Here is a 16,867-nt window from a genome sequence, read left to right as displayed (position 1 = left end):
GTCCTCCCGAGACCTAACGCGTAAAGCTCTGCGCGTTGCCCGCATCGACATTGATGATATTACCAGTCGATTTGGCGGATGCATCCGAGGCAAGAAAATATATTGCTTCAGCGATGTCTTCCGGCAGCACATTGAGCTTCAGCAGTGAACGCTTGCGATAGTGTTCCTCGAGCTCGTCAACCTGCAGATTGGACGAGGCGGCGCGCTGCTCACGCCATTCGCCGTTCCAGATTTTCGAGCCCCGCAGTACCGCGTCGGGGTTGACCGTATTGACGCGAATGCCACCTTCAGCGCCTTCCAGTGCCAGACAGCGGGCCAGATGGATTTCCGCGGCCTTGGCAGCACAATAGGCGCTCGCATTGGGCGACGCGGCCAGGCCGTTCTTCGAGGCGACGAAGACGACGTTGCCACCAATCTTCTGCCTGCGGAACAGCCGGAACGCCTCGCGCGAGACGAGGAAATAGCCCGTTGCAAGAATATCGATATTGCGGGTCCACATCGAAAGCTCGGTCGTCTCGATTGACGCCGAGGATGCAATGCCCGCATTGGAAACGAGAATGTCGACGCCACCAAATTCCACGGAAGCGTCGGCGTAGCTGGCGATCACCCCTGCCTCATCCGTCACGTTCAACTGAACGCTGCGTACGCCATCCGCTGTATAGCGTTTGGCGAAGTCGTCATGCGCGCTCTTCAGTGCTTCAGCATCAATGTCGGCAAGCACCACGCAGGCGCCCTCGCCCAAAAGCCGTTCCACCGTCGCCCGGCCGATACCGCCGGCGCCACCGGTGACGAAAGCCACCCGGCCAGCCAGTGACTTGGGTTCCGGCATGCGCTGAAGCTTGGCTTCCTCGAGCAGCCAGTACTCGATGTCGAAGGCTTCCTGTTCGGGCAGGCCTTGATACTCGGAGACCGATGAAGCGCCGCGCATGACGTTGATCGCGTTGACGTAAAACTCGCCCGCGATGCGCGCGGTCGCCTTGTCTTTGGCAAAGGACAGCATGCCGACGCCGGGAATGAGGAAAATCACCGGGTTGGGGTCGCGCATAGCCGGCGAATTGTCGTGCTTGCAATCATTGTAATAACGGGCGTAGTCGGCGCGATATGCTTCCAGCGCGTTGTCGAGCGATGCGGCTACCGCATCCACGTCCGGGTTTGCCGGATCGAAGTCGAGGACGAGCGGCCGAATTTTCGTGCGCAGGAAATGGTCCGGACAGCTCGTGCCGAGGGCCGCGAGAGGGCGCAGGTTGCTCGAGTTGACGAATTCGAGCACTGCCGGTTGATCATCGAAATGACCAAGCTTGCGCTCCGACACGCCGATTTTCCCGCGAATTTCCGGCATCAATTTTGCCGCAATAGCACGTCGTTCGGAGGGACCCAGACTTTTGGTAACCTCCCCGCCAAAGGCCGCTTTCCCGGCCGTTTTCTGATCGAACCAGACGATCGCCTTGTTGATGATGTCCAGCGTCAGTTCATAACATTCCTTGGCGTCATTGGCCCAGGTGAAGAGACCATGGCTTTCGAGCACGACACCTTTGGAATTTGGATGCGCAGCCACATAGGCGCCAAGATCGAGACCGAGCTGGAAACCGGGACGACGCCATGGCAGCCAGCCGATATCGTCGCCGAAGATTTCCTGCGTCAGTTCGCGGGAGTTCTTCGACGCGGCAATGGCGATGATCGCATCGGGGTGCATATGATCGACATGTTTGAACGGCACAAATCCGTGCAGCGGCGTATCGATGGATGCTGCGCGGCTATTGAGATTGAAGGTGCAGTGCGGCAGGAAGCCGACCATGCGATCCTCGTCCTCGACGCCGTTGTAGATGGACTTCAGCGATTCCAGCTTTTCCATATAGAGCGTGGCAAAACCATCGAGCTTGATCGTGCCGACATCGCCGCCCGACCCCTTGACCCAGAGTACCCTTGCTGGCTTTCCGGTCAGCGGGTCGGTTTCGATCACTTTCGCGGAAGTATTGCCACCACCGTAATTGGTGATGCGTTTGTCAGCACCCAGCAGATTGGAACGATAAAGCAGCTTGCCCGGCTCATCCAGACCAGAGGCCTTTTGATCATCCCAACGATTATCCAGAAGTTGGACCTTGTCTGCCATATTCGCCTCCCGAAAAGTCAATTGCCAGCGCAGGACAGATCGTCCGGCAGCTGCTTATTTGCGTCTAGCTATGGAGCAGATCGCATTTTGTTGTCAATCATAAACGGTCAATTTCAATCACAAACTTACTATTGTGCAGTGCAGTATGAAACTATTTGACTGAAGTTGATTGACACTCGCGATGTTTTTGCGCCATAGATTGTCACAAGAGGAGAACAAGCATGCACGAGCGTGAGCGCCACCGCATCATTCTGAGCGCTGTTCAGGAAAAGCCGGTCATCACCATTCAGGACATTGCCGAACTGACGGAAGCGTCGGAAGCAACGATCCGCCGTGACATTGCCTCGCTGCATGTCAAAGGCAAGCTGCGCCGGGTGCGTGGGGGCGCCGAAGCCGTGCATCCACCGCAATTGACACCCCTCGCCGGCCGGCATTTCCACGTTTCCGAATCGGAAAACGCCGACAAAAAGCGCGCCATCGCCCGCGAGGCCGTTGCGCTGTGTGAAGAAGGCGACGCCATCATCATCAATGGTGGCACGACAACATTCCAGATGGTGCATTTCCTAGCGTCGCGGCGATTGCAGGTGATGACCAATTCATTCGCCATTGCCGAGCATCTGGTGAAGAATTCCAAGAGTTCGGTCACTGTGCCCGGCGGGGCGATCTACCGCGAGCAAAGCATCATCCTTTCGCCCTTCGACAATGATGTGACGCGCAATTTCTACGGAAAGCGCATGTTCATGGGCTCGCAGGGCGTCGGGCCGTTCGGGGTCATGGAGTCCGATGCATTGATCATCCAGGGCGAGCAGAAACTGATCAATCAGGCCGATGAGCTCGTCCTGCTCGTCGATTCGACCAAGTTTGCTCGCCGCTCGAGCCTCATCCTCTGTCCGTTGCAACGCGTTGCCACCATCATCACCGATGACGGCATTTCGGATGCGGACCGGAAAATGGTGGAGGACGCGGGCGTTAAACTCATCATCGCAAACGTCAATCAGGAAAAATCTAGGAATTCCGTTTCCGTCGCGTGACCGAAACGGTGTCGACCAACAATACGGTTCAATCTCTGGGAGGACAGACAATGAAACTTTTGAAGAAACTCGCATTGGGATCGGCATTCGCCTTTGCCATGCTCGCATCGCAGGCGTACGCCGCCGATACGGTCAAAATCGGCCTTGTCGTCAAATCGCTCGGCAACGGCTTCTTCGAAGCGGCCAACAAGGGCGCGCAGGAAGCTGCCAAAGAGCTCGGCGGCGTTGAGGTCATCTACACCGGTCCGACATCGACGACGGCGGAAGGCCAGATCGAGGTCATCAACGCGCTGATCGCGCAGAACGTCAATGCAATCGCGATTTCCGCCAATGATCCTGACGCTGTCATCCCGGCGCTGAAGAAGGCCATGGCGCGCGGCATCAAGGTCATTTCCTGGGATTCCGCTGTCGCCAAGGATGGCCGCATCATGCATCTCAATCCATCGTCGAACGAGCTGATCGGCAAGATGTGCCTGCAGCTCGCCGCCGATCATCTCAAGGACGGCAAGGGGGATTTCGCCATTCTTTCCGCAACGACAACCTCGACCAACCAGAATACCTGGATCGAGGAGATGAAGAAGCAACTGCCGAATTTCCCGGGCCTCAATCTCGTGACGACCGTCTATGGTGACGACCTATCCGACAAGAGCTACCGCGAAGCACAGGGCCTTCTGACCTCGCAGCCGAATGTGAAAGTCATCGTCGCCCCGACGACGGTCGGCGTCCTTGCCGCATCGCAGGCCGTGGCCGATGCCAAGAAGATCGGCGACGTCTATGTAACAGGTCTTGGCCTTCCTTCCGAAATGGCCGGCGCGATCAAGTCTGGTGCGACCAAGGAATTCGCCATCTGGAACCCGATCGACCTCGGCTATTCGGCAACCCAGATCGCCTACCGCCTCGTCAAGGGTGAGACGGATGGTGCTCCCGGCAGCGAAATTGCAGCCGGACGCATGGGCAAAATCAAGGTCGGCGATAATGGCGAAGCAGCCATGGCCGATCCATTCGTTTATGACGCCAAGAACATCGATCAGTTCTCCAAGATATTCTGATCCGTACGTCTCGTGACCAGCCCGGCAGATTTTCTGCCGGGCATTTTTTCCCTTCCGGTATATTTGATGAACCAGATTACCCTGCCCGAGCCAATGTCAGAAACGCCTCTCCTCGAGATGCGTGGCATCTCCAAGTCGTTTCCCGGCGTGAAGGCATTGAACGATGTCAACATCGCGTTGTTCCCGGGCCGGGTGACGGCGCTGATCGGCGAAAATGGTGCGGGCAAGTCGACGCTCGTCAAGATTCTCACCGGCATTTACGAGTCCGACGAGGGTGAAGTCCAGGTCGATGGCAAGCCGGTAGTCTTTGCCAATGCGCAGGATGCTATCGATTTCGGTGTCACCGCAATCCATCAGGAGACGGTGCTTTTCGATGAACTGTCGGTCGCCGAAAATATCTTTCTCGGCCATGCGCCGAAAACCAGGCTCGGCATGGTCGACTGGAAAGCAGTCAACGCGCGCGCGCTGGCCCTGCTCCATTCCCTGGAAAGCAATATCGATCCGCGTGTGCGCCTGAAGGATCTCTCGATCGCCCAGCGCCATCTCGTGGCCATTGCCCGGGCGCTCTCCGTCGATGCGCGCATTGTCATCATGGACGAGCCAACCGCCGCGCTATCGCGCAAGGAGGTCGATGACCTGTTCCAGATCGTCAAGCGCCTGAAAGCCCAGGGCAAGGCCATCCTGTTCATCAGCCACAAATTCGATGAAGTCTATGAGATCGCCGATCATTATGCGGTCTTCCGCGATGGCAAGGCGGTTGGCAGCGGCGCGCTTGCCGGTGTCGGACAGGATGAGATTGTCAAGCTCATGGTCGGCCGTTCGATCGAACATGCCTTCCCGAAAGTCGACATTCCGCTCGGCGAGACGGTGCTTTCGGTCGAGAACTACACGCATCCGACCGAGTTTCGCGACATCAGCTTTGCCCTCAGGAAGGGCGAGATTTTCGGGATTTACGGTCTTGTCGGCGCAGGCCGCTCGGAAATCTGCCAGTCGCTCTTTGGCGTCACAAAACCATCCGGCGGCACTCTTCAGCTGGACGGCAACGAGATCGTAATCGGCTCGCCGAGCGATGCCATCAAAGCCGGCATCGTCTACGTGCCTGAGGAACGCGGCCGCCATGGCGCGGTATTGCAGCTCCCGATCTATCAGAACATTTCGTTGCCCTCACTGACGCGAACTTCCCGTTCAGGTTTCTTGCGCGCGGCGGAGGAGTTCGCTCTTGCACGGAAATATGCCGAGCGTTTCGACTTGCGCGCTGCCGCTCTTTCCGTGCCGGTAGGTACCTTGTCCGGGGGCAATCAACAAAAGGTCGTCATCGGCAAATGGCTGGCGACGCAGCCGAAGATCCTTATCCTTGATGAACCGACCAAGGGCATCGACATTGGATCCAAGGCTGCGGTCCACGCCTTCATCAGCGAACTCGCCGGCGAAGGCCTCAGCATCATCATGGTCTCGTCGGAATTGCCGGAAGTCCTCGGCATGTCGGATCGCGTGCTTGTGATGCGTGAAGGATTGTCGGCCGGTATCTTTGAGCGCTCGCACCTGAATGCCGAAATTCTTGTCCGCGCCGCGACAGGCAACGCGTAAAGGTTGAATATGATCAGGCAATTGTTCAAATTCCGCGAAATGCTGCTGGTGATCATCATCGCCATTCTGCTTGCCGTGTTTTCCACCCGCTCGCCAGGTTTTGCCACGCCGGGCAATCTTGCGAATATCTTCAATGACACGTCGATCCTGATTATTCTTGCGCTAGGCCAGATGACGGTGATCCTGACGAAATCCATCGATCTTTCCGTCGCAGCCAATGTGGCCTTTACCGGCATGGCGGTCGGCATGTTGAATGCCGCGCACCCGGAACTGCCCCTCGTGCTGATCCTCATTGTCGCTCTTTGTATCGGTGCCGTTCTCGGCGCAATCAATGGAATTTTCGTCTGGAAGCTCAACATTCCTTCCATTGTCGTCACGCTCGGAACGCTGACGATCTATCGTGGCATGGCGTTCGTTCTGTCCGGCGGAGCCTGGGTGAACGCGCACCAGATGACAGCGCCCTTCCTGCAGACGCCGCGCCAGCTCTTCCTCGGCTTGCCCATCCTTGGCTGGACGGCCATCGTGATTGTAGCCGTCATGTATCTGGTCATGTCACGCACGTTTCTTGGCCGGGCGATCTATGCCTCCGGCGGCAATCCGACAGCGGCTGTCTATGCCGGCATCGATGTCGGGCGCACCCGCTTTTTCGCGTTCGTCATCTCCGGAACGCTCGCTGGCCTCTGCGGCTATCTCTGGGTGTCGCGCTATGCGGTTGCCTATGTCGACATTGCGGCAGGCTTCGAGCTCGACACCGTCGCCGCCTGTGTCATTGGCGGTATCTCGACACTTGGTGGGATTGGTTCGGTTGCTGGCGCCGTCCTCGGAGCGCTGTTTCTCGGCGTCACCAAGAATGCGCTGCCGGTCATCAACATTTCGCCCTTTGCGCAAATGGCGATTTCCGGCTCGGTTATCATTGCCGCCGTGATCTTCAATGCCCGTCAGGAACGGCGGCGTGGCCGTATCATCTTGCGTGATCGCGGCGCGTCGGAACAGATCGAGGTGGCAGCATGAGCGCGATACCTGAAAAGCGGCTTATCCCGGACCGGCTTGGCACATCGGCAACGCGTCTGTTTGGGAGCTGGGAAGCACTCCTTTTTGCTGTCGCCGTGCTGATCTTCATCGCCAATTCCCTCGCCTCACCCTATTTCCTGAATGCGTGGAATCTGTCGGACGCCACGTTCAATTTTACTGAAAAGGCCATGGTGGCGTTTGCCATGGCGCTGTTGATCATCTCCGGGGAGATCGACCTTTCGGTTGCCGCGATCATCGCGCTTGCTTCGACTGCCATGGGCGCTGCAGCGCAGGCGGGGATCGGTACGCCTGGTCTCGTTGCCATCGGGATCGGCGTTGGTGTCGGTTGCGGCGTGGTCAACGGCATTCTCGTTGCAGGACTTCGTTTGCCTTCCATCGTCGTCACGATCGGCACGATGAGCCTGTTCCGCGGCATCGCCTATATCGTCCTTGGCGACAAGGCCTATGGCGGCTATCCGGCTTCGTTCGCCTATTTCGGCCAAGGCTATGTCTTCTGGGTATTTTCCTTCGAGTTCGTGCTTTTCGCCGTGCTGGCGATCGTCTTCGCGGTCCTGTTGCATGCGACGAATTTTGGCCGCCGGGTCTATGCCATCGGCAATAATGAGTTTGCCGCACGCTTCTCCGGTATTCGTGTCGAGCGCATCAAGTTCACCCTGTTCCTCCTGACCGGCCTGATGTCCGGCATCGCAGCCGTCTGCCTCACCTCACGCCTTGGCTCGACCCGGCCGTCGATCGCCCAGGGCTGGGAGCTCGAGATCGTCACCATGGTCGTCCTTGGCGGTGTCTCGATCCTTGGCGGCGCCGGAACGATCGGCGGCGTGGTCATCGCTGCCTTCGTCATGGGACTGGTTACCTTCGGCCTTGGACTGCTCAACGTTCCCGGCATCGTCATGTCGATCTTCATCGGTCTGCTTTTGATCGTCACCATTACGTTGCCGGTCATTATCCGTCAGTTCCGGCACAGGAAGCCCGCATGAGCGCCATGGAAAAATATGCGTTCACGATGACACTCAATCCCGGTATGGAGGCCGAGTACAGGCGCCGTCACGATGAAATCTGGCCGGAACTCGTGGATCTCCTGCATGAGGCGGGTGTTGCCGATTATTCGATCCACCTCGACCATGCCACGAATACGCTCTTTGGCGTGTTGACCCGCCCCATTGGTCACACCATGCAAAGCCTGCCCGATCATCCAGTGATGAAGAAATGGTGGACTCATATGGCCGATATCATGGTCACCAATCCGGACAGCTCACCGGTCCAGACGGACCTCGTTTGCCTTTTCCATCTGCCATGAGCGACAGCCGCCGCATAGCCGTCATGGATGTTGGCAAGACCAACGCCAAGGTTGTTGTCGTTGACGCTGCGACGGGACAAGAAATCGCCTCGCGCAGCACGCAGAACCGCGTCGCCAAGGATGGACCCTATCCGCACTATGACGTCGAGGCGCTGTGGGCATTTTTTGTCGATACACTGACAATGTTTGCCCAATCACCAGGCTTCGATGCGATTTCCGTCACAGCGCATGGCGCGGCAGCCGCAGTGCTGGGCGACAATGATCTGGCGATGCCGGTCATCGACTACGAGCATGTCTATCCAGACGAGGTGCGCGCAGCCTATGCGGCCTTGCGGCCGGATTTCGCCGAGACCCGCTCGCCGCTTCTCTCCGGCGGCCTCAATGTCGGGGCGCAAATCCACTACCAGAAGACGCAGTTTCCGGCTGAATTCTCCGCAGCCAAGACCATCGTCACCTACGCACAATACTGGGTCTGGCGCCTGACTGGCATTGCCGTGAACGAAGTCACATCGCTTGGCTGCCATACGGATCTGTGGAACCCGCAAGCGGGCGAATATTCCAGCCTTGTCGACACGCTGGAGTTTCGTTCTTTGTTGGCGCCAATCCGCTCTGCGTTCGACCGGATTGGCGATCTGCGCGAGCCGCTCGCCAGGCAGATCGGCGTCGTGAAGCCCATCCCGGTTCATTGCGGCATCCACGATTCCAATGCTTCGCTGCTGCCGCATCTGATCAGCCGCACGTCGCCCTTCTCCGTCGTGTCGACCGGAACCTGGGTGGTGTCTTTTGCGGTCGGCGGAAGGTTGGATCAGCTCGACCCGGCACGGGATACGCTCGCCAATGTCGATGCCTACGGGAAGGCGGTGCCGTCGGCGCGGTTCATGGGCGGACGCGAATTCGATCTTTTGACCGGCGGCAGTACCTTCGAACCGGATGCGGATACGCTGGACCAGGTGATCCGCGAGCAATTCATGATCCTGCCGAGCATCGTGCAGGGATCCGGCCCCTACCCTGCGCAGGATCCGATCCGGCTGAATGCCGCGTCGCGATCGTCGCTCGAACAGAACACCGCTGCCTCGCTGTATGCGGCACTTATGACCAATACGTGTCTTGAGCTGATTGGTGCTGCTGGCCCGACGATTGTCGAAGGACCGTTTTCCCGCAACCTCACCTATCTGTCCGCATTGCGCTCGCTGACCGGACGCGAAATCATCGCTTCTCCCGGCTCCACCGGGACCAGTCTCGGTGCCGCGCTCCTTGCCGGCGCCAGCTGTCCGCTCAAACCGGTCTCGGACGATGTCGCGCCGCTGAACGAAGCTTTCGATCTTTATGCTCGGAACTGGCGGGATAATCTTCGGCGCAAATAGAAAAGGCGGACCTGGGCGGCCCGCCTTTTACTTGAACCAGTCTTGTTCTTTAGCTTGCGAGCGCCAGAGCGTCCTCGTCGGCGAAATCGCCGCTGAGCGCTTGTGCGAGCTTGTTGGTATCAAGCTCGCCTTCCCAGCGGGCAACAACGATTGTCGCTACCGCATTGCCGACGAGATTGGTAAGCGCGCGGCATTCAGACATGAAACGATCGATGCCGAGGATCAGCGCCATGCCCGCGACCGGAACTGCGGGAACAACCGACAGGGTTGCAGCGAGCGTGATGAAGCCTGCACCGGTGATGCCTGCAGCGCCCTTGGAACTCAGCATGGCGACAAGCAGCAGCAAGACCTGGTCCGTGAGTGTCAGATGCGTGTTCGTCGCCTGCGCGATGAACAGTGCTGCCAGGGTCATGTAGATGTTTGTACCGTCAAGATTGAACGAATAGCCGGTTGGAATGACGAGGCCGACCACGGACTTCTTGCAGCCTGCCTTTTCCATCTTGGCCATCAGTGTTGGCAGGGCGGCTTCGGATGAACTCGTTCCAAGGACCAGCAGCAATTCTTCCTTGATGTAGCGGATCAGTGCCAGGATGGAAAAGCCATTGTACCAGGCGACGGCGCCAAGAACGACGAGTACGAAAAGCAGCGACGTCAGATAGAATGTACCGATCAGGAAGATCAGATTGGCAACCGACCCGATGCCGTATTTGCCGATGGTGAAGGCCATAGCGCCGAAGGCGCCGATCGGTGCGGCTTTCATAAGGATCGCGACGAGCTTGAAAACCGGCGCTGAAAGCACCTGCAGGAAATTCGTAACCGGTTCCGCCCTCTCGCCGACCATGGCGAGTGAAAGGCCGAACAGTACCGAGAAGAAGAGTACCTGCAGGATATCGCCTGAAGCAAAGGCGCCAACGATTGTTGTCGGTATGATGTTCGTCAGGAAGCCGACGACGCTCTGCTCATGCGCCTGTTGTGTATAGGTCGCGACGGCGGCAGGATCGAGCGATGCGGGATCGATATTCATGCCGGCGCCCGGCTGAACGACATTGGCGACGATGAGACCGACGATCAAGGCAAGTGTCGAGAACGTCAGGAAATAAAGCATCGCCTTGCCGGCAACGCGGCCGACTTTTTTCAAATCACTCATGCCGGCAATGCCGGTGGTGACCGTCAGGAAAATGACCGGGGCAATGATCATCTTCACGAGTTTGATGAAGGCATCGCCGAGCGGCTTCATGCTGGTGCCAATATCGGGGTAGTAGTGGCCGAGCAGAATGCCGATGGTGATGGCAACAATCACCTGAAAATAAAGATGGGCGTAAATCGGTGTTCTGCCGCGCGGCTGCGGTGCTGCGGTTATCGTCACAGGACTCATAACTTCCTCCATGGTGCGAGCCGCGTCTGGCGCAATAAGCCTGCCAGCCTCCTGGGCTCTCGTTACAGGGCGGATAGACCGTCCCCTCGCGAGAAGCATTGCAAGCACCGTGCCAATTTGCGGGAGCAGTCTAAGTAGTTGGAAATAAACGATATAAATTTTAGAGCCGGATTCTTAACCACTAAAGTTGTGCGGGTATTCGCACGTGCCTCTTGAGATTTGTGCGAATATCTGCACAGATGCTTTCATGGAAAATCGGCTGGCGGTGCGCTCGGAAAGCATTCTGCACGCGGGGATGACAAGCCCGCTCGTGAAGATTGTTTATGGGCTCCTCGCTGCACTTCTTGTCGCAGGCGCACTTTTCATCGCCAATGATTACGGACGCAAGCGCGCTTACGAATCGCTGCACATCCGGGCGCAGAGCGCGGCCGAACTCAATGCCGTCCTGCTGCGGACGGTGCTTGAGAAACAGCGGTCGTTGCCCTTCGTCCTGTCGCAGGACCGCGATGTGATCAGCGCGTTGACGACGCGCAGCGACAGCCTGTTGCAACTGGTCAACCGCAAGCTTGAAAGCCTGATCAGCGGTACCCGCTCTTCGGTGATTTATCTTCTCAACGCTGATGGATTGGCACTGGCTTCCAGCAATTGGCGCGAACCGACGAGCTTCGTCGGTACCAATTACAGCTTTCGACCCTACTATACCCGCGCTGTCGCCACCGGCAGCGCCGAGCACTATGCGTTCGGTACCGTCAGTAAACGTCCGGGTCTCTATATTTCAAGACGCATCGATGGACCTTCGGGAACGCTCGGCGTTATCGTCGTCAAGGTCGAGTTCGATGACCTTGAGGCTGATTGGCGCCGCAACAGCGATCCTTCCCTGGTTGTTGATCAGCGCGGTATTGTGCTGATCACAAGCCTGCCCGGATGGCGATTTATGACCGAGGGCCCAATTGTACCTGACCAGATGGGGCCGATCCGCGAGAGTCTGCAATTCGGTGATGCGCCCCTCGCACCGCTCGACATTACACCTGCCTTGCCGCAAGGCCAGCCTGATATTGTCCGGGCGCGCTTGCCCGGCGCGGCGAAGGCGGAAGAATTCGTGCGCGTACAGACGCCGGTTCCCACCACCACCTGGAACCTGCAACTCCTGACCCCGGCGGCGTCCGCCGTATCAGAGGCAACGCGGACCGCGCAGTTGCTGGCGCTGATCGTTCTTGCCCCTTTACTGGGGTTGACCGCTTTTTTCCTGCGCCGCCGCGGATTGGCACTGCGGCGTGCCCGCGAGCAGGAGGCGGCGCGGCTTGAGCTTGAGCGGCGTGTTGCCGAGCGCACGGCAGATCTCAGCGCTGCTCATTCGGAACTCGTAATGCAGGTCGAGGAGCGCCAAAAGACGGAAGCCAAGCTGCAGACGGTGCAGCAGGACTTGGTGCAAGCGAACCGTCTTGCCATTCTTGGACAAGTCACGGCCGGCGTCGCCCATGAGATCAACCAGCCTGTCGCTGCCATTCGCTCCTATGCGGATAATGCCAAGACTTTTCTTGGCCGCAACCAGATCGATTCGGCCAGGGACAATCTGAAAGCGATTGCAGGGCTGACGGAGCGCATTGGTGGCATCACCGATGAGCTGCGCACCTTCGCGCGCAAGGGAACGGGCGACGCGGGTCCGATCAGCGTCAGTGATGTGATCGAGGGTGCGTTGCTTTTGCTGGGCACCCGCTTCCGGCAGAGAGCCGGTCAGATCACTACGCAGACACTATCGCCGGATATCAAGGTACACGGTAATCGAATGCGTCTCGAGCAGGTGCTGATCAATCTCATGCAGAATGCAGTGGAGGCAACGGAAGGCGGTCCGGCCAGCAAGATCAGCGTGGAGACCCGGGTGACAGAAGGCGAGGTCCAGCTGATTGTTTCCGACAATGGGCCAGGTATTCCTGAAGCAATCAAGCAAGCGCTGTTCACACCTTTCAATACGTCCAAGGATCGCGGCCTCGGGCTCGGTCTGGTCATCTGCCACGACATCGTCGCGGATTATGGCGGGCGCATCGACGTCAAAAGCAGCAGCGCCGGAACAAAATTTACGGTTCATCTTCCAAGGGTCTCTTGATCATGAATGTTCAGCTTAGAGCGGTTTGCAGTCATATTGGATCAGTTCTGTTTCACGGATGGCGAGACGATCCACTAGGAAGGTGGCGAGGCCGATGTGATTCCATCGGACGAAGCTGCCTGACAAAGTGGGTGTCCGCCAGCCGGAAACCCGAAGGGCCGGGTGAATTTGGTCCAAATCCTTCGGGCTTCGGCTTCATCCGCACCACCAGCGCGGCCTCGCCAAACCCCTCGACCTTGAACCAAATTCCCTCCGGCAGAACGATTCAATATGACTGCAAACCGCTCTAGTGTCGCTTTCGTCGACGATGATGATGATCTGCGCAATGCCAATCGCCAGACCCTGGAGCTTGCAGGTTTTAACGTGATGCCTTTTGCGGATGCGATGAGCGCCTTGCGTTTTCTGACACCGGATTTTGCCGGCGTCGTCGTCACTGACGTGCGTATGCCGAACATCGACGGTCTGGAATTGTTTCGCCGCCTGCACGCCTTGGATGCCGATCTGCCCGTCATCCTCATCACCGGCCACGGCGACATCGACATGGCAGTCGAGGCGATACAGGAAGGCGCCTATGATTTCATTGCCAAGCCCTATCCGGCTGATCGTCTCGTCCAGAGCATCCTGCGAGCGGCTGAAAAGCGGCGGCTGGTCATGGAAAACCGCCAGCTGCGCCTCGCGCTTGAGACTTCCGACGACAATCTGCCGCTCATTGGCCAGACCCCTGTCATGCAGAACCTGCGCAAGACATTGCGCCACGTGGCCAATGCAGATGTCGACGTTTTGATTGCCGGTGAGACCGGCACCGGCAAGGAAGTGGCGGCAAGCCTGTTGCATGAATGGAGCCGTCGCAAGCAAGGCAATTTCGTCGCGCTCAATTGCGGTGCGCTGCCGGAGCCCGTGATCGAAAGCGAGCTGTTCGGTCATGAGGCTGGTGCATTTACCGGAGCGCAGAAAAAACGCATCGGCCGCATTGAACATGCCAGTGGCGGCACACTGTTTCTCGATGAGATCGAAAGCATGCCGCTGTCGACGCAGGTCAAATTGCTGCGCGTGCTTGAAACCCGCGAGATCACGCCGCTCGGCACCAATGAACATCGCCCGGTCGATTTGCGTGTCGTTGCAGCGGCAAAGGTAGATCTCGGCAGTCCGGAACAGCGCGCGAATTTCCGCGAAGACCTTTTTTATCGCTTGAACGTCGTTACGATTTCAATCCCGCCTCTGCGCGAGCGTCGGGAGGATATTCCGCTCCTGTTCACGCATTTCCTGCAGCGCGCCTCAGCACGCTTCAAAAGCGAGCCGCCGGAGATGACCGGAGCGTTGCGATCGCGTCTGATGGAACATGCCTGGCCAGGCAATGTGCGCGAGCTTTCGCATTTTGCCGAACGGGTTGCGCTCGGACTGGAGCTGGAGAGCGAGCGACTTAGTCAGACGACCAACATTGTCAACCTGCCCGAGGCGATGGAGCAGCACGAGGCAAAACTGATCCGTGATGCGCTGAGCGCAAACCATGGCGATGTGCGTTCGACCCTTGAAACCCTTGGGATCCCGCGCAAGACCTTCTACGACAAATTGCAGCGTCACGGTATCGAGCGTGCCGACTATGCAAAACAAAAGCCCGGGGACTAGGCGAAGAACGCCAGCTTTGCGGTGCACTTCGCCACGGACAGCCGCTCGACCAGCGGGCATTCGAGCTTGGTGATCGGATGGCGCGTGCCCGATGACTGCGCAACGCCGTCCAGTTGCTCGATTGCCCAGCGTCCCATGGCCCGGTGTGGCAAGACTGAAGTCGTCAATTGCGGATGGAGATGGCGCGAAATTTCTTCGTCGTCATACCCGATGACGGAGATATCTTCGGGAATGCGCATTCCGGCCTCCTTCAACGCCTCATAGCAGCCAATCGCGGTGCGGTCGTTCTGGCAGAAAATGGCAGTGGGTGGGTCGTCCAGCGTCAGCAATTCCTTCGTCGCCGCATAGCCCGCGCTTGCCGACCAGTCGCCCTCGACCACCAGCTCCGGATCGAAAGGGATATCGGCTGTCGCCAAGGCACGCCGATACCCCTTGAGCCGGTCCTTCGCGGCTTCCATCCATGGTTCGCCGGTGATAGTGCCTATGCGCCGATGGCCGTGCTGGATCAGATGACGGGTCGAATGCTGACCGCCCGCGATCTCGCTTGGTACGACAGCAGGAAAGGCATGATCCGTCGTGTAGCAGTTGACGAGAACGACCGGAATGTCGAGTTCGTAAACCGCCGCCGGCAAGACCACCTCGCGTGTGAAGATCGCCATATAGATCAGCGCCGAAACCCCCTGCTCGCGCAGGGCGCGGATCGTGCGGGGCTCCATCTCGGGGTCGTTGAGCGTCTGGGCAACGAGGATGATGTTGCCGGCATTCCACGAGGCCTGGCGTGCGCCTTCGATAGCGACGACTGCTTCCGGACTGGTCGCAAGCTGGTCGACGACAAAGCCGATCTTGCCGTCGATCGCAGGCATCAGGATATCTGCGGTGTCGAGATGAGCGAAGCTCGGTGCGGCATAGCCGAGCGAACGCGCCGCCTCTATCACCCGTTCGCGTGTTTCCGCGGCAAGCTTGATGCCCGGTGTCTTGTTGAGCACGAAGGAGACGGTGGCCTGCGAGCACCCTGCAACCCGGGCGATGTCGGTCATTGTCACACGCTTGCTGACGCGTTTGCGCCGCACTGCCAAGCGCGTGGTCCTAACTTTGCCAGTGGTCGAATTATCCACCGTATCACCTATTCGGAACGACGTTTCCAGCGGCCCGAAGACTGGCCGGAATCGATGAAGTTATGGCGAATATTACGAACAGTTTGCTCGACTAATCAACATAAATAATTATTGACTAATTTTTATAAGTAGCGATGATCGCCGCAGTGGGATCGCCACGAGCTAATTTCTGGGAGGAAATTTTCAATGAATATCACCCGTCGCACTGTGCTGTTTACTTCAGCCATCGGGCTGGCTGCCTCCATGGTCGCGGGCGGCGCATTGGCTGATGCGCCGCCGCTCAAGAAAAAAGATACCTACAAGGTCGGCTTTGCCCAGACCGAAAGCAACAATCCATGGCGCCTGGCCCAGACTGCCAGCATGCAGGAAGAAGCCAAGAAACGCGGATGGCAACTGGTCTATACGGATGCCGCCAGCTCCGCCGCCAAGCAGGTCGCCGATGTCAATTCGATGATCGCCCAGGGTGTTGACCTGATTTTTCTCGCGCCACGTGAGGAAAAGCCACTGATTCCTGCAATCAAGGCCGCCAAGAATGCCGGCATCCCGGTTATCCTGCTTGATCGCAACGTCGACGCTTCGCTGGCCAAGCCCGGTGAGGATTATGTAACGTTCATTGGTTCCAATTTCATCGAGGAAGGCCAGCGTGTTGCCGATTGGCTCGTGAAGAACGCCAATGGCAAGACCACGATCATCGAGCTTGAGGGGACGACCGGTTCTTCTCCGGCCAATGACCGCAAGAAGGGCTTCGACGATGTGATCGCCAAGAACCCGGACTTCAAGATTGTTGCCTCGCAGACCGGCGATTTCGCTCGCGACAAGGGGCGCCAGGTTGCCGAAACTCTGCTCCAGGCGCATCCCGATGCCAACGTTGTCTATGCCCATAATGACGAGATGGCCATGGGTGCAATTTCCGCAATCGAGGCTGCCGGCAAGGTGCCGGGCAAGGATATTCTCGTCCTGTCGATCGACGGGGGTAAAGAAGCCGTACAGGCGGTGGTGGACGGCAAGATCGCAGCGGTCGTCGAATGCAATCCACGCTTTGGACCGAAGGCGTTCGACACGGCTATCGCCTACGCGGCAGGCGAGAAGATTCCGGACAAAATCATCAATCCGGATCAGTTCTACGATGCCAGCAACGCCAAGGAGCTGCTGAGCACCGCCTATTGATTTTGTGGCT

13 protein-coding genes are annotated in these 16,867 nt (G+C 58.2%); 10 read left to right on the top strand and 3 right to left on the bottom strand.

Features of this window, described 5'->3' with window-relative positions; genetic code table 11:
• Positions 1–13: 13 nt before the first annotated feature.
• Positions 14–2,110: a bifunctional rhamnulose-1-phosphate aldolase/short-chain dehydrogenase gene (locus FHS21_RS15355; RefSeq protein WP_183662594.1), complete on the bottom strand. Its 2,097-nt coding sequence runs from the start codon at positions 2,108–2,110 to the stop codon at positions 14–16.
• A gap of 221 nt (positions 2,111–2,331) precedes the next feature.
• Here FHS21_RS15355 and FHS21_RS15350 point away from each other — a divergent pair, with 221 nt between their 5' ends.
• The 7 genes from FHS21_RS15350 (at position 2,332) to FHS21_RS15320 (ending at position 9,470) form a co-directional block, all read left to right on the top strand.
• Positions 2,332–3,141 (top strand): DeoR/GlpR family DNA-binding transcription regulator, encoded by an 810-nt coding sequence (locus FHS21_RS15350; protein ID WP_112531954.1) that lies wholly within the window; start codon positions 2,332–2,334, stop codon positions 3,139–3,141.
• 50 nt (positions 3,142–3,191) lie between these two features.
• Positions 3,192–4,190 (top strand): rhamnose ABC transporter substrate-binding protein, encoded by a 999-nt coding sequence (gene rhaS, locus FHS21_RS15345; RefSeq protein WP_112531953.1) that lies wholly within the window; start codon positions 3,192–3,194, stop codon positions 4,188–4,190.
• A gap of 66 nt (positions 4,191–4,256) precedes the next feature.
• Positions 4,257–5,777 carry a sugar ABC transporter ATP-binding protein gene (locus FHS21_RS15340; protein ID WP_183662592.1) on the top strand — a complete coding sequence of 507 codons (1,521 nt, stop codon included), beginning with the start codon at positions 4,257–4,259 and terminating at the stop codon, positions 5,775–5,777.
• Positions 5,778–5,786: 9 nt separating this feature from the next.
• Complete coding sequence (locus FHS21_RS15335; protein WP_210283527.1) at positions 5,787–6,788, top strand: ABC transporter permease; 1,002 nt, start codon at positions 5,787–5,789, stop codon at positions 6,786–6,788.
• A complete protein-coding gene (locus FHS21_RS15330; RefSeq protein ID WP_183662589.1) occupies positions 6,785–7,786 on the top strand; it encodes an ABC transporter permease in 1,002 nt (333 codons plus the stop codon). Before FHS21_RS15335 ends, FHS21_RS15330 begins: the two co-directional genes overlap by 4 nt.
• A gap of 5 nt (positions 7,787–7,791) precedes the next feature.
• Entirely contained in the window at positions 7,792–8,106 is a 315-nt protein-coding gene (gene rhaM / locus FHS21_RS15325; protein WP_376772121.1) for an L-rhamnose mutarotase, read from the top strand.
• Positions 8,103–9,470 (top strand): FGGY-family carbohydrate kinase, encoded by a 1,368-nt coding sequence (locus tag FHS21_RS15320; RefSeq protein ID WP_183662585.1) that lies wholly within the window; start codon positions 8,103–8,105, stop codon positions 9,468–9,470. The genes rhaM and FHS21_RS15320 overlap by 4 nt, the downstream gene beginning before the upstream one ends.
• Positions 9,471–9,519: 49 nt before the next feature.
• Here FHS21_RS15320 and FHS21_RS15315 read toward each other — a convergent pair whose 3' ends face one another.
• A complete protein-coding gene (locus FHS21_RS15315; RefSeq protein ID WP_183662583.1) occupies positions 9,520–10,845 on the bottom strand; it encodes a dicarboxylate/amino acid:cation symporter in 1,326 nt (441 codons plus the stop codon).
• A 247-nt stretch (positions 10,846–11,092) separates the two neighbouring features.
• Between FHS21_RS15315 and FHS21_RS15310 the strand changes: the two genes are divergently transcribed.
• Entirely contained in the window at positions 11,093–12,949 is a 1,857-nt protein-coding gene (locus FHS21_RS15310) for a sensor histidine kinase (RefSeq protein WP_183662581.1), read from the top strand.
• 270 nt (positions 12,950–13,219) lie between these two features.
• Positions 13,220–14,575 (top strand): sigma-54-dependent transcriptional regulator, encoded by a 1,356-nt coding sequence (locus tag FHS21_RS15305; RefSeq protein WP_183662579.1) that lies wholly within the window; start codon positions 13,220–13,222, stop codon positions 14,573–14,575.
• Here the strand turns inward: FHS21_RS15305 and FHS21_RS15300 are convergent.
• On the bottom strand, positions 14,572–15,612 hold the full coding sequence (locus FHS21_RS15300; RefSeq protein ID WP_183662747.1) for a LacI family DNA-binding transcriptional regulator: 1,041 nt from the start codon (positions 15,610–15,612) through the stop codon (positions 14,572–14,574). The two genes, FHS21_RS15305 and FHS21_RS15300, sit on opposite strands and share 4 nt — an antisense overlap.
• A gap of 264 nt (positions 15,613–15,876) precedes the next feature.
• Between FHS21_RS15300 and FHS21_RS15295 the strand changes: the two genes are divergently transcribed.
• On the top strand, positions 15,877–16,857 hold the full coding sequence (locus tag FHS21_RS15295; protein WP_112531946.1) for an ABC transporter substrate-binding protein: 981 nt from the start codon (positions 15,877–15,879) through the stop codon (positions 16,855–16,857).
• Positions 16,858–16,867: the final 10 nt, after the last annotated feature.

It is taken from the genome of Phyllobacterium trifolii, assembly GCF_014192095.1.
GTDB classification, from domain to species: Bacteria; Pseudomonadota; Alphaproteobacteria; order Rhizobiales; family Rhizobiaceae; genus Phyllobacterium; species Phyllobacterium trifolii.
This window is presented reverse-complemented; position numbering and strand designations above follow the sequence as displayed.

Bases quoted from the DNA above. Each gene is read 5' to 3' on its own strand.
- FHS21_RS15300 (WP_183662747.1), bottom strand. From the start codon at position 15,612: ATGACCGACATCGCCCGGGTTGCAGGGTGCTCGCAGGCCACCGTCTCC.
- FHS21_RS15315 (WP_183662583.1), bottom strand. From the start codon at position 10,845: ATGAGTCCTGTGACGATAACCGCAGCACCGCAGCCGCGCGGCAGAACA.
- FHS21_RS15295 (WP_112531946.1), top strand. From the start codon at position 15,877: ATGAATATCACCCGTCGCACTGTGCTGTTTACTTCAGCCATCGGGCTG.
- FHS21_RS15335 (WP_210283527.1), top strand. From the start codon at position 5,787: ATGATCAGGCAATTGTTCAAATTCCGCGAAATGCTGCTGGTGATCATC.
- FHS21_RS15355 (WP_183662594.1), bottom strand. From the start codon at position 2,110: ATGGCAGACAAGGTCCAACTTCTGGATAATCGTTGGGATGATCAAAAG.
- FHS21_RS15340 (WP_183662592.1), top strand. From the start codon at position 4,257: ATGAACCAGATTACCCTGCCCGAGCCAATGTCAGAAACGCCTCTCCTC.
- rhaS (WP_112531953.1), top strand. From the start codon at position 3,192: ATGAAACTTTTGAAGAAACTCGCATTGGGATCGGCATTCGCCTTTGCC.
- FHS21_RS15320 (WP_183662585.1), top strand. From the start codon at position 8,103: ATGAGCGACAGCCGCCGCATAGCCGTCATGGATGTTGGCAAGACCAAC.
- FHS21_RS15310 (WP_183662581.1), top strand. From the start codon at position 11,093: ATGGAAAATCGGCTGGCGGTGCGCTCGGAAAGCATTCTGCACGCGGGG.
- FHS21_RS15350 (WP_112531954.1), top strand. From the start codon at position 2,332: ATGCACGAGCGTGAGCGCCACCGCATCATTCTGAGCGCTGTTCAGGAA.
- FHS21_RS15305 (WP_183662579.1), top strand. From the start codon at position 13,220: ATGACTGCAAACCGCTCTAGTGTCGCTTTCGTCGACGATGATGATGAT.
- rhaM (WP_376772121.1), top strand. From the start codon at position 7,792: ATGGAAAAATATGCGTTCACGATGACACTCAATCCCGGTATGGAGGCC.
- FHS21_RS15330 (WP_183662589.1), top strand. From the start codon at position 6,785: ATGAGCGCGATACCTGAAAAGCGGCTTATCCCGGACCGGCTTGGCACA.